Origin of the sequence: Klebsiella sp. KPN54798, assembly GCF_021184225.1 — a bacterium.
GTDB classification, from domain to species: Bacteria; Pseudomonadota; Gammaproteobacteria; order Enterobacterales; family Enterobacteriaceae; genus Klebsiella; species Klebsiella pneumoniae.
The window spans coordinates 2,016,138-2,030,905 of the sequence record NZ_CP089234.1 but is presented as its reverse complement, the minus strand read 5'-3'; the positions used below and the strand labels follow the sequence as shown (position 1 = coordinate 2,030,905).

15 protein-coding genes are annotated in these 14,768 nt (G+C 57.9%); 5 read left to right on the top strand and 10 right to left on the bottom strand.

From position 1 onward, the window contains the following. Positions 1–374: 374 nt before the first annotated feature. The 3 genes from LPQ25_RS09670 to yobA are packed head-to-tail and all read right to left on the bottom strand — an operon-like array spanning position 375 to position 1,977. Positions 375–713: a YebY family protein gene (locus LPQ25_RS09670; RefSeq protein ID WP_002911404.1), complete on the bottom strand. Its 339-nt coding sequence runs from the start codon at positions 711–713 to the stop codon at positions 375–377. 16 nt (positions 714–729) lie between these two features. After that, complete coding sequence (copD, locus tag LPQ25_RS09665; RefSeq protein WP_014907333.1) at positions 730–1,599, bottom strand: copper homeostasis membrane protein CopD; 870 nt, start codon at positions 1,597–1,599, stop codon at positions 730–732. A gap of 3 nt (positions 1,600–1,602) precedes the next feature. Further along, positions 1,603–1,977, bottom strand: a complete 375-nt coding sequence (gene yobA / locus LPQ25_RS09660; protein ID WP_004151448.1) for a CopC domain-containing protein YobA — start codon at positions 1,975–1,977, stop codon at positions 1,603–1,605. Between the two features lie 112 nt (positions 1,978–2,089). Between yobA and LPQ25_RS09655 the strand changes: the two genes are divergently transcribed. Then, a complete protein-coding gene (locus tag LPQ25_RS09655; protein WP_002911406.1) occupies positions 2,090–2,320 on the top strand; it encodes a DNA polymerase III subunit theta in 231 nt (76 codons plus the stop codon). 78 nt (positions 2,321–2,398) lie between these two features. After that, the gene (exoX, locus tag LPQ25_RS09650; protein ID WP_002911407.1) at positions 2,399–3,058 is read left to right on the top strand and encodes an exodeoxyribonuclease X; all 660 of its coding nucleotides are present in this window, start codon (positions 2,399–2,401) and stop codon (positions 3,056–3,058) included. A gap of 3 nt (positions 3,059–3,061) precedes the next feature. Here exoX and ptrB read toward each other — a convergent pair whose 3' ends face one another. The 3 genes from ptrB to LPQ25_RS09635 form a co-directional block, all read right to left on the bottom strand. Continuing rightward, on the bottom strand, positions 3,062–5,122 hold the full coding sequence (gene ptrB, locus LPQ25_RS09645) for an oligopeptidase B (protein WP_004151449.1): 2,061 nt from the start codon (positions 5,120–5,122) through the stop codon (positions 3,062–3,064). 120 nt (positions 5,123–5,242) lie between these two features. Continuing rightward, positions 5,243–5,902 carry a tellurite resistance TerB family protein gene (locus LPQ25_RS09640; protein WP_004145550.1) on the bottom strand — a complete coding sequence of 220 codons (660 nt, stop codon included), beginning with the start codon at positions 5,900–5,902 and terminating at the stop codon, positions 5,243–5,245. A 139-nt stretch (positions 5,903–6,041) separates the two neighbouring features. Then, on the bottom strand, positions 6,042–6,389 hold the full coding sequence (locus tag LPQ25_RS09635; protein ID WP_015874946.1) for a YebG family protein: 348 nt from the start codon (positions 6,387–6,389) through the stop codon (positions 6,042–6,044). Between the two features lie 144 nt (positions 6,390–6,533). Between LPQ25_RS09635 and purT the strand changes: the two genes are divergently transcribed. Next, positions 6,534–7,712, top strand: coding sequence for a formate-dependent phosphoribosylglycinamide formyltransferase (purT, locus tag LPQ25_RS09630; protein WP_004151450.1), 1,179 nt, complete (start codon positions 6,534–6,536; stop codon positions 7,710–7,712). 57 nt (positions 7,713–7,769) lie between these two features. Here purT and LPQ25_RS09625 read toward each other — a convergent pair whose 3' ends face one another. From LPQ25_RS09625 to LPQ25_RS09610, 4 genes are all read right to left on the bottom strand, one after another. Next, on the bottom strand, positions 7,770–8,411 hold the full coding sequence (locus tag LPQ25_RS09625; RefSeq protein WP_002911423.1) for a bifunctional 4-hydroxy-2-oxoglutarate aldolase/2-dehydro-3-deoxy-phosphogluconate aldolase: 642 nt from the start codon (positions 8,409–8,411) through the stop codon (positions 7,770–7,772). A gap of 38 nt (positions 8,412–8,449) precedes the next feature. Next, positions 8,450–10,261, bottom strand: coding sequence for a phosphogluconate dehydratase (edd, locus tag LPQ25_RS09620; RefSeq protein WP_002911425.1), 1,812 nt, complete (start codon positions 10,259–10,261; stop codon positions 8,450–8,452). 222 nt (positions 10,262–10,483) lie between these two features. Continuing rightward, complete coding sequence (zwf, locus tag LPQ25_RS09615; protein ID WP_002911427.1) at positions 10,484–11,959, bottom strand: glucose-6-phosphate dehydrogenase; 1,476 nt, start codon at positions 11,957–11,959, stop codon at positions 10,484–10,486. A 10-nt stretch (positions 11,960–11,969) separates the two neighbouring features. Continuing rightward, on the bottom strand, positions 11,970–12,119 hold the full coding sequence (locus tag LPQ25_RS09610) for a hypothetical protein (RefSeq protein WP_004145554.1): 150 nt from the start codon (positions 12,117–12,119) through the stop codon (positions 11,970–11,972). A 158-nt stretch (positions 12,120–12,277) separates the two neighbouring features. On the opposite strand from LPQ25_RS09610, the gene LPQ25_RS09605 reads away from it, so the two are divergent. Both LPQ25_RS09605 and pyk read left to right on the top strand, forming a co-directional pair. Next, entirely contained in the window at positions 12,278–13,183 is a 906-nt protein-coding gene (locus LPQ25_RS09605; protein ID WP_004145555.1) for a MurR/RpiR family transcriptional regulator, read from the top strand. Positions 13,184–13,308: 125 nt separating this feature from the next. After that, positions 13,309–14,751, top strand: a complete 1,443-nt coding sequence (gene pyk / locus LPQ25_RS09600; protein ID WP_002911440.1) for a pyruvate kinase — start codon at positions 13,309–13,311, stop codon at positions 14,749–14,751. Positions 14,752–14,768: the final 17 nt, after the last annotated feature.

The window sequence follows — 14,768 nt, the reverse complement described above, 5'->3', positions numbered from 1 at the left end:
GTAAATGAATTGTGTATGCTAAAAACGGTGTGCTATAACGGGACATCCAGAGGCCAGCGGGTGTTTGACTGACAGGATGTCGCTGGCTCTTGAGAAAGAAGACAGATAAAGATAAAAAGAGACCGAATACGATTCCTGTATTCGGTCCAGGGAAATGGCTCTTGGGAGAGAGCCGTGCGCTAAAAGTTGGCATTAATGCAGGCTAAGTCGCCTTGCACTATAAGAATAGTTTAACGCGTCAGCTTTTCCAGTCCGCGGCCAAAGTGGCTGCATAATTCCTGGAAAGGGGGCCTCTGCCAGCGAAAAAACCGCCACTGCCGTTGTCCGGCAAGGGCGGTTTTTTTAATGTTATTACAGCAGGATAGCGAGAAAGTTTAGCAGAGCTTCTGCGCTCGCTCGATAAAGGGCGCGAGGCTCATTTTTTGTCCCGGATGCTGCGGATCGTCGATCTGGATCACTGAGATCGGCTGCGCGGTGGTTTTGCCGGCTTTGACCTGCTGCTCAGCCACCTCATTGAGCGGATACTGAACCAGTGTGCTCGGGTTGATGGCGTAAAGCGCGTTACCCGGTCGACAGGTCAACATAACCTCTTCCCGGTTGAACGCCCAGCTCTCCTTCCCCACCTCAAAACGGCTCACGGTGATAATTTGTGGCGCTGCCAGAGCAGCCCCGGAGCTTGCCAGTAACAACATGGTCAGAACAATTTTTTTCATGATTTTGCCAGTTAATTCAATAAGGTTCCCAGGTGGCAAACAGACTGACGGCCAGCAGCGCCAGCGCGCCCAGCCCTATTTCAGCCTGCGTGGTTCGCAGGATCAGGCTTTCCGCCTGCGAACCGCTTGCCGACATGCGCGGTACCAGAACATACCTGTTCACTAACGCAATTACCACCATCCCGGCGACCAGCGCACATTTGATCAACAACATGCGTCCCCACGGCGATGCGCCAATCAATCCTCCCTGGATCAACAGCGCATTGAGCGCTCCGCTGGCAATCGTGCCGGCGACGGCCAGATGCCCGTAACGTGAAAAGCGCGCCATGGTATAGACCGCGGCCGGCCGCCAGCGCCCCTGCGCCAGGCGCAGGCAATAGATAAAGGGCAACAGACCGCCGAACCAGCTGGCGACGCAGAAGAGATGCACAGCGTGGTTTGTCCGCTGCAGCACGCCGGTGAGACCATCGTGCATAGCGGCGTGCCCTACCCCGGCGGAAAGCAGCAGCTGGGCCGCCAGCAGGGCCACCAGCTGGCGGGCGCCGTGACGGGGACGGATCCACACTACCGCAAGTGCGATCCACGCCAGTAGGATCTGCCAGATCCACACTCCACCAAAGCGGGTCCCGGCCACCGCCTGCCAGACGGCGGGTCGCCAGACATCCGTCCAGCCTTCGCCCATCATTCCTCCCTGCAGGAGATACAGCGCCAGCGTAGAGATCGCGCCGATCAGTAGCAGCGGGCGCAGTAGTGGATAAAAGTGCAGCATCAGCACGCGTCTCAGCGGTACCGGCGCCCACCAGGCGCCATACAGCACGCAGCCAAAAGCCAGCATCAGGGAGATAAAGTGCCCAAAGCGCAGGGTAATATAGAGCCCGGTCAGCATCGCTTACTTCACGCTAAAGGTATATTGCCCTTTGGTTTTATGACCATCCACCGAGACCACATGCCATGCCACGGTGTACTCTCCCGGCGGCAAGGCTTCCGCCAAAGGTAACGTGACCTCGGCCGGATTATCGGCGCTGCGGGTCAGTTTTCCGGTAGCCACCGCATGCTGCTGCGGACCGGTGACGGTCACGCCGCTGAATGCGGGTTCAATACCTTCGGAAAAACTGAGCGTCAGCGTCTGTGGGGAAGCTGAAAGCTGCGCCCCGGCGGTCGGGATCTGCTGCTGCAGGTGAGCGTGGGCGAAGGCGCCCGCCGCGGTTAACATCCCGGCAAGCGCAACGGAGAGGCGCAACGCGCGTCCAGCAAGAAGTCGCATATTCGTCATTCCCTTTTGTTATGTCTGTAGCACAGAGAATAACCCTGTATAATGCCAGAGTCGAGCCAGGCATCTGGCCCTGACCGGATTTATAAGCAGAGTGGAGTGGATGATGGAAAGAAATCTGGCCAAAATTTCGCAAGATGAGATGGATAAAGTCAATGTCGATCTCGCCGCCGCCGGCGTTGCTTTTAAGGAGCGGTACAATATGCCGGTGGTCGCTGATTTAGTCGAGCGTGAACAGCCTGCACATCTGCGCGACTGGTTCCGTGAACGACTGATCGCCCATCGGTTGGCCTCCGTCTCCCTTTCGCGGCTACCGTGGGAGCCGAAACAGAAATAATGCGCGCTCGCCTCCTCCCCGTCGGTTGGCAAGCCCGGCCAATTCCATTACGCTTATTGTTTTGCTCTGGAGCGAGCCATGCTGCGCGTCATTGATACCGAAACCTGCGGCCTGCAGGGGGGCATCGTTGAAATCGCCTCGGTCGATATAGTCGACGGGCAAATTACCAATCCCATGAGCCATCTGGTGCGTCCCGATCGGCCCATCAGCCCGCAGGCAATGGCTATCCACCGGATCACGGAAGAGATGGTCGCCGATAAGCCGTGGATTGAGGAGATTATTCCGCACTATCATGGCAGCCCGTGGTACGTCGCGCATAACGCCAGCTTCGATCGCCGGGTGTTGCCGGAGATGCACGGCGAGTGGATCTGTACGATGAAGCTGGCCCGACGCCTGTGGCCGGGAATCAAATACAGCAATATGGGGTTATATAAATCACGTAAGCTGAACGTGACTACGCCGCCGGGACTGCATCACCACCGAGCGCTGTATGACTGCTATATCACCGCCGCGCTGCTGCTGGATATCATCAATGTTTCCGGCTGGACCCCTGACGAAATGGCCGATATCACCGGTCGGCCGGCGCTGCTGACTACTTTTACCTTCGGCAAATACCGGGGTAAGGCCGTCGCCGAGATTGCTGAAAACGATCCAGGCTATCTGCGCTGGTTATTCAACAATCTCGACCGCATGAGCCCCGAACTGCGCCTGACGCTCAGGCATTACCTCGGGGAATAGCGCCTACACTGCCGCTTTTCCCGGCAGTGTCCCCTGCGCCAGGGCGATGAAAAAGGCGTACTCCAGCGCCACCCCTTCATAGCTTTTAAAGCGCCCGGATTTTCCGCCATGTCCGGAATCCATATCGGTGCAGAGCAGCAGCAGGTTATCGTCGGTTTTCAGTTCCCGCAGTTTCGCCACCCATTTAGCCGGCTCCCAGTATTGCACCTGGGAATCATGCAGACCGGTAGTCACCAGCATGTGGGGATACGCCTGCGCCCTCACGCCGTCATAGGGACTGTAGCTTTTCATATAGTGATAATAGGTTTCATCCTGCGGATTTCCCCACTCTTCAAATTCACCGGTGGTCAGCGGAATAGTTTCATCCAGCATGGTGGTCACCACATCGACGAACGGCACCTGGGCTATCACGCCATGGAACAGCTCTGGCCGTTCATTCACGGCCACGCCCATCAGCATTCCGCCGGCGCTGCCCCCCATGCCGTAGCAGAGCCGCGGATCGCCGTACCCCTGGGCAAGCAGCGCGTCACAGACGTCCAGATAGTCGTTGAAGGTATTTTTCTTACACAGGAATTTACCGTCTTCATACCATTGCTGACCCAGCTCGCCGCCGCCGCGGACGTGGGCGATGGCGTAGACAAAGCCGCGGTTGAGCAGGCTCAGCCGGCTGGCGCTGAAATCGGCATCGATACTCTCGCCATATGAGCCATAGCCATAGACCAGCAGCGGGTTGCTCCCTTTGCGAAAATGTTCGCGATGGTAGACCAGAGAGACCGGGACTTCGACGCCATCGCGGGCGGTCACCCACAGGTGTTCGCTCTGGTAGCAGCTCGTATCCAGCCCCTTTACCTCCTGCTGTTTGATCACTCTTCGTTCGCCGGTATCCATATCCAGTTCAAACAGCGTATCCGGCGTAGTCATGGAGGAATAGCCGTAGCGCAGTCGCGACGTTTCGGGCTCCGGATTATAGGCAAGCCAGGTGACATAGGCCGGATCGTCAAAAGCGATCCCCACCACCTCCCGGGTCTTGCGGTTAATTTGCCGCAGACTGGTCAGGCCACGCTGACGCTCTTCCACAACCAGCCAGTCGGTAAACAGGGTAAATCCTTCGAGCATCACGTCGTGACGCGGCGGGATCAGCGTGGTCCACTGTTCTTCATCACGCAGCACGGTACGGTAGAGGCCGAAATTCTTCCCCTCCCGGTTGGAACGAAGATAGAAAGCGTGCTGATAGTGATCAAGACTGTATTCATGATCTTTACGCCGTGGCAGAAAGCAGACCGGCTCGGCGTCTGGCAGTTCGGCGTTGAGCAGCAGCACTTCGCTGGTGGTGGCGCTGGAGAGATAAATTACCACGAACTGCTGGGAGGTGGTTTTATGCACGCTGACGTAGAAGGTCTCATCTTTTTCCTCGTAGACCAGCGCGTCGCTCTGCGCCGGTGTCCCGACGGTGTGGCGCCAGACCTGATAAGGGAGCAGCGTGGTGGGATGTTTACGCACATACCAAACAAAGCGTGAATCGTTGCTCCAGGCAAAGCCGGAGGTGACATTTTCGAGGATTTCCGGGTACCACTCGCCGTTGCTGAGGTCGCAAAAGCGCAGGCCGTACTGACGGCGGGAAAGGTAATCTTCCGCCACCGCCATTAGCTGGTTGTTGGGCGCAATGCCCAGTCCGCCCAGGGTGTAGAACTCGCTCTTCGCCGCCCGCTGGTTGGCGTCGAGCAGGATCTCCCACTCATCCCACTCTTCTTTCAGCACCGACTGCCGCTGGTAGATAGCGTATTCGCAGCCCGGCTCATACACCTGACGGTAGCGAAAGCCGTTTTTACTGTAGGGGGCAGAGACTTCCCGCTGCGGAATGCGGTCGATAATCTCCTTCAGCAGACGCTCCTGCAGGCTGAGCTGCGAATCCATCACTTGCTTGCCGTAAGCGTTCTCCGCGTGCAGATACTCCAGCACGTCAGGTCGCGCGCGCTCATCGTCGCGCAGCCAGTAATAATTATCGATGCGTGTATCGCCATGCAAGGTCATGGCGTGAGGGATCCGTTTAGCTTTAGGTGGCATGTTATTCTTCTGCTGCTTTATCGTGACACAAGAGCATTCAGGCCGCAGGGTGGCGCCTGAATGATGACGTGTCTATAAGGGTGGCAAAAGACGCGAGCGATGCAAGCGAAACGTGATGATTTAGACGCTTAGCGCTTGTTTTTGTGACTGGATATCCTGTTCTATATCGGCCCGGACATCTTTCGGCAGCGCCAGGGCGTCTCCCAGCGCATTAAGGTAGCTACGCTCCATAAAATGGTCGATATCAATCACCGCGCAGCTGACGTAGTAGATCTCCAGCGCCTCCTGCGGATCGATGATGCCCTCGGCGAGACGCTGCGGATCCAGCGGCTGGGCTAGCGCCTGGTCAATTAGCACCCGGGCCTGAACGTCAATATTGGCCGCCCGCAGCTGAGTTTCAATATTTGCCCGCTCGTGGTCATCAATATGACCGTCGCTTTTCGCGGCAAATACCAGGGCCGTGATCAGCCGCACGCTGCGCGGATCGACATCCGTCGGCGCCGCTGCCGTCTCAGGCGCCTGTGCGGACGTATTCTGCGCGCGCATTTTCTGCTGATACTTGTTCCATAACACCGTGCCCGCCACCGCCCCGCCGCCTGCCAGCAGCGCGCTAGTGCCATATTTCGCCAACAATTTGCGTGACGATTTGCTGGCCACCAGCAATCCGGCCAGCCCACCGATGGCGCCGGGCAGCAGGCCGCTCCCTTTTGACGACTCGCCGGACGGTGACGCACCCTGCTGCCCGAGCAGCGACTGCAGTTGATGTAGCCAGTTAGCCATGGTTTTCCTCTCAGGTGACAAACACTGTTATCAGCCTAAACGACGCGATGTCAGGAAATGTTAGATATGGCTAAAGATGCGCAAAGGTACGTGCGACGGCAGCATCGGGGCCGACCGACCAGTGACTGACCGCCAGCGTTCAGGCTGCCTTGGCTTTGCGCGCTTTGGCCGCCGGCACGGCGTCATCACCCGCCGGAGAAGTCTCAGCGGTAGCCGACGGCGCGGGGGCGTCCTGTGCGGGCGTCTCTTGCTCCGGCAGTCGGCCAACTCGCAGGATATGCTGCAGCGCTTCTTTACGCTCCGCCAGCCACATCGCCATGGTATCGCGCTGGACGTCATCCATCTCCAGCGGCGATGCCACCAGCCAGTCATTCAGCACCTCTGCCAGATCGAGCATTTTGTCGTAAGCGTCGGCCTCTTTTTTGCTGGCAAAAGACATTTTTTCCTCACCTTCGCGGATCACCACATATTTAATTTCAACCGCCATACTGCAGCCTCTCAACACTGTGTTTTTATACAGTATAGCAAATTTCCCTCCCGGACTCAACTCACGCGCGTTACGCGCGTAAAGACATACACAAACGTTTTCGTTTATAATCGCTGCCATCTTTTTTTACTGCGGATGAGAGTTATGACTGTATTAGGCACCGCGCTGCGCCCGGCAGCCACCAAAGTTATGCTGTTAGGTTCCGGCGAGTTGGGTAAAGAAGTCGCTATTGAATGTCAGCGTCTGGGCATTGAAACCATCGCCGTAGACCGCTACCCCGATGCCCCGGCGATGCAGGTCGCCCACCGCGCCCACGTCATCAATATGCTGCACGGCGAGAGCCTGCGCGCCCTGATTGAACAGGAAAAACCCGATTACATCGTGCCGGAGATCGAAGCTATCGCTACCGACACCCTGGTCGAACTGGAACAGGCCGGGCAGAAAGTGGTCCCCACGGCGCGGGCGGCAAAGCTCACCATGAACCGCGAAGGCATTCGCCGCCTGGCGGCGGAAGAGCTGCAGCTTCCCACTTCCCGCTATCGTTTTGCCGACAGCGAAGAAGGCTTCCGCGCGGCGGTTACCGAGATCGGTTTGCCATGCATCGTTAAACCGGTGATGAGCTCCTCCGGCAAAGGCCAGAGCTTTATCCGCTCGGCTGACCAGCTCAGCGAAGCCTGGCGCTATGCGCAGCAGGGCGGCCGCGCTGGCGCCGGACGGGTGATCGTCGAGGGGGTGGTGAACTTCGATTTCGAAATCACCCTGCTCACCGTCAGCGCTGTCGATGGCGTGCATTTCTGCGCTCCGGTTGGTCATCGTCAGGAAGACGGCGATTACCGCGAGTCCTGGCAGCCGCAGCAGATGAGCGACCTGGCCCTCGAGCGTGCCCAGACCATCGCCCGCAAGGTGGTGCTGGCGCTGGGAGGTTATGGTTTGTTTGGCGTGGAGCTGTTCGTATGCGGCGACGAGGTGATCTTCAGCGAAGTCTCCCCGCGACCACACGACACCGGGATGGTGACGCTTATCTCCCAGGATCTCTCGGAATTCGCCCTGCACGTTCGCGCCTTCCTCGGGCTACCCGTCGGCGCTATCCGCCAGTATGGCCCGGCCGCCTCCGCGGTGATCCTTCCGCAGTTGTCCAGCCAGAACGTCAGCTTTGGCCAGCTGCAGTCGGCCGTCGGAGCTGGCCTGCAGCTGCGTCTGTTCGGCAAGCCGGAGATTGACGGTACCCGCCGCCTGGGGGTAACCCTCGCCGTCGCCGATTCAGTCGAAGAGGCCGTGGCGCGGGCTAAAGCCGCAGCCGCGGCGGTCATCGTCGAAGGGTAAAGACAAAAAAACCCGGTCGCGTTGCCGCAGACCGGGTTGTTGACCTGGAGGCGTGGTTTATTTCGCGCCTTCCACCGCTTCTCGCGCGAGGGTGGTGATGCGATCGTAGTCGCCGGCTTCGAGGGCGTCGGCTGGCACCAGCCAGGAACCGCCGATGCACAGTACGCTGTTCAGCGCCAGGTAGTCACGGTAGTTGGCCGGAGAGATACCGCCGGTCGGGCAGAAACGAATGTGGCCGAACGGACCCGCAATCGCCTGCAGGGCTTTCACGCCGCCGTTGGCTTCCGCCGGGAAGAATTTAAACTCTTTCAGGCCATACTGCATACCCAGCATCAGCTCAGATACCGTGCTGATCCCCGGGATCAGCGGGATGGTGCCGTCTTCGGTCGCCGCTTTCAGCAGGGATTCGGTCAGACCCGGGCTGATAGCGAACTGCGCGCCGGCTTCCGTTACCGCTTTCAACTGCTCAACGTTGGTAACCGTGCCCGCGCCGACAATCGCGTCCGGAACTTCTTTGGCAATCGCGCGGATCGCCTCCAGGGCGCACTCGGTGCGCAGGGTAACTTCCAGCACGCGAACGCCGCCCGCCACCAGCGCTTTCGCCATCGGTACCGCGTGTTCCAGCTTTTTCACTACGATAACCGGGACAACCGGACCGGAGGTGAGGATTGCTTCTGCTGTTGTTTTCCAGTTTTTCATCAGGATTTTCTCTCGCCAGATCTAGAAATTAAATCGTCTTAAAAAGTGATGCAGGTTGCGCCCTGCTCCGCGCCAGAGAGCTTCTCACGCAGCGCCCCAAACATCTCCCGACCGGTTCCCACGCGCGACGCGCTGAGGTCAGGGATATGCGGCTGACGCGCCGCCAGTTCGGCCTCATCCACCAGCAGCGTCAGTTCCCCCGTCTGTCCGTTCACGCGAATAAGATCGCCATCGCGCACTTTCGCCAGCAAGCCGCCATCATACGCTTCAGGCGTGACGTGAATGGCTGACGGGACTTTACCGGAGGCGCCAGAAAGTCGGCCATCGGTCACCAGCGCTATTTTGAAACGGCGGTCCAATAATACACCAAGTGGCGGCATAAGTTTATGTAATTCTGGCATCCCGTTCGCTTTTGGCCCCTGATGACGGACCACCACCACGCAGTCTTTGTCCAGCAGCCCCGCTTCAAAGGCCGGCAACACGTCGTGCTGGCTCTCGAATACCACCGCCGGCGCTTCAATCACCTGGTTCTCCACCGGGACCGCCGAAGTTTTCATCACCGCGCGTCCCAGGTTGCCGCTCAGCACCTTGGTGCCGCCGTGGCGGGAGAATGGTTTTTCAAAGGTCGCGATGACCTGGTCGTCCAATGGCGCTGTCGCCCCTTCGCGCCAGTCCAGCTCGCCGTTATTCAGCCATGGCTCCAGGGTGTAGCGCGACAGGCCAAAGCCGGCCACGGTGTGAACATCCTCATGCAGCAGGCCGCCTTTCAGCAGCTCGCGCACCAGTACCGGAACGCCGCCTGCCGCCTGGAAGTGGTTGATATCCGCCGGGCCGTTGGGATAGAGGCGCGCCAGCAGCGGCACCACGTCTGACAGGTCGGAGAAATCGTCCCAGTTAATGATAATTCCCGCCGCGCGGGCCATCGCCACCAGGTGCATAGTGTGGTTGGTGGAGCCACCGGTCGCCAGCAGCGCCACGATGCCGTTGACCACCACTTTTTCGTCAAACATTTTGCCCAGCGGCATCCACTCATTGCCGTTGCCGGTCATGCGGGTGACCTGGCGCGCGGCGGCGGCGGTCAGCGCTTCCCGCAGCGGAGCATCCGGATGGACAAAGGACGAGCCCGGCAGCTGCATGCCCATAAATTCGACCACCATCTGGTTGGTGTTCGCCGTTCCGTAGAAAGTACAGGTCCCCGGCGCGTGATAAGAGGCGGCTTCGGACTCCAGCAGCGCCATACGGTCAACTTTCCCTTCTGCATACAGCTGGCGAATGCGAACCTTCTCTTTATTCGGCAGGCCGCTGGCCATCGGACCGGAGGGAATAAAGACCGACGGCAGATGGCCAAATGAGAGCGCCGCCATGGTCAGACCGGGAACAATTTTATCGCAGACCCCGAGATACAGGGCCCCGTCGAACATGTTATGCGACAGGCCGATGGCGGCGGACATAGCGATCACCTCGCGGCTCAGGAGTGAAAGCTCCATCCCGTCCTGCCCCTGCGTTACGCCGTCGCACATCGCCGGCACGCCGCCGGCGACCTGGCCGACCGCATTGGCGCTGTGCAGCGCTTTGCGGATGATCTCCGGGTAGTGTTCATAGGGCTGGTGAGCGGACAACATGTCGTTGTAGGAGGTGATGATGGCAATGTTGTTGCGCAACATGCTCTTCAGGGAGGCTTTGTCGTCAGCCTGGCAGGCCGCGAATCCGTGAGCCAGATTGCCGCAGGCCAGTTGCGCACGATGCACGGTGTCGGTTTTGGCCTGGTTAATCCTTGCGAGGTAAGCCGCGCGGGTGTCACGCGACCGTTCGATAATGCGATTTGTTACCCGTAACATTGTCGAATTCATAAAGGCTCCTCAAATTTTTATCTGTCCGGCCGCTGCGTGATGACGTGTTGACGTGGTAAAGGCCACAAACACCAGCGCTCAGGGGCAAAATGTCTGCAGGCAGTGTAATAAAAAAAGCCCCGTGGGTGAATCCTCACGGGGCTTAAAAGATTAAAAAGCGTGCGACTTTCTGCGTCAGATCATGTTACCGGTAAAATAACCCTGACGGATTAGCCTCCAGCCTTACTCGAACTCGTTCCATGAACGACCGTCGCGAGTGATCATGGCCACCGACGCAACCGGTCCCCAGGTCCCGGCCTGATACGGTTTCGGCGCATCGCGGTCGGCTGCCCAGGCTTCGGTAATGGAGTCAACCCATTTCCACGCCTCTTCTACTTCGTCGCGGCGAACGAACAGCGCCTGGATGCCACGCATGGTCTCCAGCAGCAGACGTTCATAGGCATCGGCCAGGTGCGTCTGGTTGAAGGTTTCGGAGTAGCTCAGATCCAGTTTAGTGATCTGCAGGTTATGTTTATGATCGAGGCCCGGCACTTTGTTCAGTACCTGGATATCTACCCCTTCGTCCGGCTGCAGGCGAATGGTCAGCTTGTTCTGCGGCAGCTCCTGCCAGGTCTCTTTAAACAGATTCAGTTCCGGGGTTTTGAAGTAAACCACTACCTCTGAGCATTTGGTCGGCAGACGTTTGCCGGTGCGCAGATAGAACGGTACGCCAGCCCAGCGCCAGTTATCGATATCGACGCGGATCGCCACGAAGGTTTCGGTGTTGCTGGTCTTGTTGGCCCCCTCCTCTTCGAGATAGCCAGGCACTTTTTTGCCCTGGGCAAAGCCGGCGGTATACTGGCCGCGAACGGTTTTCTCGCGCACGTTGGAGCGGTCAATACGGCGCAGGGATTTCAGCACCTTGACCTTTTCATCACGGATGCTGTCGGCGCTGAGATCGGACGGCGGCGACATGGCAATCATGCACAGGATCTGCAGCAGGTGGTTCTGGATCATGTCGCGCATCTGCCCGGCCTGGTCGAAGTAACCCCAGCGCCCTTCAATACCCACCTCTTCCGCGACGGTGATTTCGACGTGATCGATGGTGCGGCAGTCCCAGTTATTGACGAACAGGGAGTTGGCGAAGCGCAGCGCCAGCAGGTTGAGGACCGTCTCTTTACCGAGATAGTGGTCGATACGGTAGACCTGACACTCTTCAAAAAACTCGCCGACCTGGTCGTTGATTTCACGGGAGGTTTCCAGCGAGGTGCCGAGCGGTTTTTCCATGACCACGCGCGCAGGCTTGGCATTAAGCTTCGCTTCGCCCAGCCCTTTACAGATCGCGCCAAAGGTGCTCGGCGGCATAGCGAAATAGTTGATGGTGACACGGTTCTTTTGATCCAGCATCTCACCCAGGCGGGTGAAGCCGCTGGTGTCATTGACGTCAAGATTACAGAACTCCAGGCGTCCGCTCAGGGTATCCCACAAACCTTCATCAATTTTTTCCTTCATGAAGGTTTCCAGCGCTTCGCGCACGACTTTGGTATAAGCCGCTTTATCCCAGTCGGCACGGCCGACGCCAATGATTCTGGTGTCAGCGTGGATCTGGCCCGCCTTTTCAAGCTGATACAGGGAAGGCAACAATTTACGCCGCGCCAGGTCGCCCTTCGCGCCGAAAATGACCAGGTCGCATGCCTGGGCCGTTTGCGTTACCGCCATGTCATTCTCCTCAGTTGATAGTCTGGTGCTTTTGCCAGGCTATATTTGTAATTTTCTTACACTGCACTGTACTGTGTTTACGTATTTCCCGAAAGCCTTCCCCTTCGTTTGCGGCGGTAAAACCGCACAGGGTGAAAACATTCGGCGATGATTTGGGCATTCGGCCGTTATTGTTCGTTGTTTGTACCTGGTTCAGGTCAGTAAAATACGACCCTGATCATGTAATGAAAAAAAACAACATCATTTCACGTCATTCCTCACCGCTTGCGCTTGCGGAGGGTATATTCTTGCTAAAACGCCCAATGATTTCACCCATTAATGAAATCGTTTCCATTGATGAGCGCCCTGTTACTAATGAACATGCTGGAAAAAATCCAGTCCCGACTGGAACACCTTAGCAAATCTGAACGCAAAGTGGCGGAAGTGATCCTCGCCACCCCCGAGCAGGCCATTCATTCGAGCATCGCCGCCCTCGCCCTTGAGGCCGGGGTTAGCGAACCGACCGTCAATCGCTTCTGCCGTAGTCTCGAAACCCGCGGATTCCCTGACTTCAAACTGCATCTGGCCCAGAGCCTTGCGCACGGCACGCTCTATGTTAACCGGAATGTCGATGAAGACGACAGCGTTGAGTCATACACGGGAAAAATATTCGAATCGGCCATGGCGAGTTTAGATCAGGTGCACCATTCTCTCGACATGTCGGCGGTAAATCGCGCGGTGGATCTGCTGACTCAGGCCAAAAAAATCGCCTTTTTCGGCCTCGGCTCCTCAGCGGCGGTCGCTCACGACGCGATGAACAAATTTTTCCGCTTTAACGTGCCGGTCATCTATTCCGACGACATTGTCCTGCAACGCATGAGCTGTATGAATTGCGATGACGATGATGTGGTGGTGATTATCTCGCATACCGGAAGAACCAAGAGCCTGGTGGAGCTGGCGCAGCTGGCTCGTGAAAACGATGCCATGGTGATCGCTCTCACCTCCGCCGGGACGCCGCTAGCCAGGGAAGCCACGCTCGCCATTACCCTTGATGTGCCGGAAGATACCGACATCTATATGCCGATGGTCTCCCGTTTGGCCCAGTTGACCGTCATTGACGTGTTGGCGACTGGCTTTACCTTGCGTCGGGGGGCAAAATTCAGAGATAACTTGAAGAGGGTCAAGGAAGCGCTGAAGGAATCGCGTTTTGATAAAGAACCATTCGTACCCAGTGATAATCAATAAAAGTTGATAACAAGCAGTACCCCATTACACCTTCGATAACGATCCGGCTGTGCGACGTTGCAGGCTGGCGCTACCGAATCCATGTTCACGCAACACCAAAGTTGTATCAGTCAACGGAGTATTACATGTCCAGAAGGCTTCGCAGAACCAAAATCGTTACTACCTTAGGCCCGGCAACTGACCGCGATAACAACCTGGAAAAGGTTATCGCCGCGGGCGCAAACGTAGTACGTATGAACTTCTCTCACGGCACCCCGGAAGATCATCAGCTCCGTGCCGACAAAGTGCGTGAGATTGCGGCAAAACTGGGCCGTCATGTGGCCATCCTCGGCGACCTCCAGGGACCAAAAATTCGCGTATCGACCTTCAAAGAAGGCAAAATTTTCCTCAACGTCGGCGATAAATTCCTGCTCGACGCAAACCTTGGCAAAGGCGAAGGCGACAAAGAGAAAGTCGGGATCGACTATAAAGGCCTGCCGGCGGACGTCGTGCCGGGCGATATCTTATTGCTCGACGATGGTCGCGTGCAGCTGAAAGTCCTCGAAGTTCAGGGGATGAAAGTTTTCACTGAAGTGACCGTCGGCGGCCCGTTGTCCAACAACAAAGGGATCAACAAGCTGGGCGGCGGCCTGTCTGCCGAAGCGCTGACCGACAAAGATAAAGCTGATATCGTCACCGCCGCTAAAATCGGCGTCGACTACCTGGCCGTCTCTTTCCCGCGCTGCGGCGAAGACCTGAACTACGCCCGTCGCCTGGCGCGCGATGCCGGCTGCGATGCGAAAATCGTCGCCAAAGTTGAGCGTGCCGAAGCGGTTTGCGATCAGGATGCGATGGACGACGTGATCCTCGCCTCCGATGTGGTAATGGTTGCCCGTGGCGACCTCGGCGTCGAGATCGGCGATCCTGAGCTGGTGGGCATCCAGAAAGCGCTGATCCGTCGTGCCCGTCAGCTGAACCGTTCCGTCATCACCGCCACCCAGATGATGGAGTCGATGATCACCAACCCGATGCCGACTCGCGCGGAAGTGATGGACGTGGCCAACGCCGTGCTGGATGGTACCGATGCGGTGATGCTCTCCGCGGAGACCGCTGCCGGTCAGTATCCTTCGGAAACCGTGGCCGCGATGGCGCGCGTGTGTCTGGGCGCGGAAAAAATCCCTAGCCTCAACGTCTCCAAACACCGTCTGGACGTCCAGTTCGACAACGTGGAAGAAGCGATTGCCATGTCGGCGATGTATGCCGCCAACCACCTGAAAGGCATCACCGCCATCATCACCATGACCGAATCGGGCCGTACCGCGCTGATGACTTCGCGCATTAGCTCCGGTCTGCCGATTTTCGCCCTCTCCCGCCACGAGCGCACCCTGAACCTGACCGCCCTCTACCGCGGGGTGACGCCGGTGTTCTTCGACAGCCAGAATGACGGGGTGGCCGCCGCGCACGACGCCGTCAATCTGCTGCGGGACAAAGGCTATCTGGTCTCCGGCGACCTCGTGGTCGTTACCCAGGGTGACGTGATGAGCACCATCGGCAGCACCAACACCACCCGTATCCTCACCGTCGAGTAAGCACGGTAGAGATAAAA

What these genes read in the sequence shown, in the direction of transcription:
- LPQ25_RS09670 (WP_002911404.1), bottom strand. Translation starts at nt 713, where the DNA reads ATGAAAAAAATTGTTCTGACCATGTTGTTACTGGCAAGCTCCGGGGCT.
- copD (WP_014907333.1), bottom strand. Translation starts at nt 1,599, where the DNA reads ATGCTGACCGGGCTCTATATTACCCTGCGCTTTGGGCACTTTATCTCC.
- yobA (WP_004151448.1), bottom strand. Translation starts at nt 1,977, where the DNA reads ATGCGACTTCTTGCTGGACGCGCGTTGCGCCTCTCCGTTGCGCTTGCC.
- LPQ25_RS09655 (WP_002911406.1), top strand. Translation starts at nt 2,090, where the DNA reads ATGGAAAGAAATCTGGCCAAAATTTCGCAAGATGAGATGGATAAAGTC.
- exoX (WP_002911407.1), top strand. Translation starts at nt 2,399, where the DNA reads ATGCTGCGCGTCATTGATACCGAAACCTGCGGCCTGCAGGGGGGCATC.
- ptrB (WP_004151449.1), bottom strand. Translation starts at nt 5,122, where the DNA reads ATGCCACCTAAAGCTAAACGGATCCCTCACGCCATGACCTTGCATGGC.
- LPQ25_RS09640 (WP_004145550.1), bottom strand. Translation starts at nt 5,902, where the DNA reads ATGGCTAACTGGCTACATCAACTGCAGTCGCTGCTCGGGCAGCAGGGT.
- LPQ25_RS09635 (WP_015874946.1), bottom strand. Translation starts at nt 6,389, where the DNA reads ATGGCGGTTGAAATTAAATATGTGGTGATCCGCGAAGGTGAGGAAAAA.
- purT (WP_004151450.1), top strand. Translation starts at nt 6,534, where the DNA reads ATGACTGTATTAGGCACCGCGCTGCGCCCGGCAGCCACCAAAGTTATG.
- LPQ25_RS09625 (WP_002911423.1), bottom strand. Translation starts at nt 8,411, where the DNA reads ATGAAAAACTGGAAAACAACAGCAGAAGCAATCCTCACCTCCGGTCCG.
- edd (WP_002911425.1), bottom strand. Translation starts at nt 10,261, where the DNA reads ATGAATTCGACAATGTTACGGGTAACAAATCGCATTATCGAACGGTCG.
- zwf (WP_002911427.1), bottom strand. Translation starts at nt 11,959, where the DNA reads ATGGCGGTAACGCAAACGGCCCAGGCATGCGACCTGGTCATTTTCGGC.
- LPQ25_RS09610 (WP_004145554.1), bottom strand. Translation starts at nt 12,119, where the DNA reads ATGCCCAAATCATCGCCGAATGTTTTCACCCTGTGCGGTTTTACCGCC.
- LPQ25_RS09605 (WP_004145555.1), top strand. Translation starts at nt 12,278, where the DNA reads ATGAAATCGTTTCCATTGATGAGCGCCCTGTTACTAATGAACATGCTG.
- pyk (WP_002911440.1), top strand. Translation starts at nt 13,309, where the DNA reads ATGTCCAGAAGGCTTCGCAGAACCAAAATCGTTACTACCTTAGGCCCG.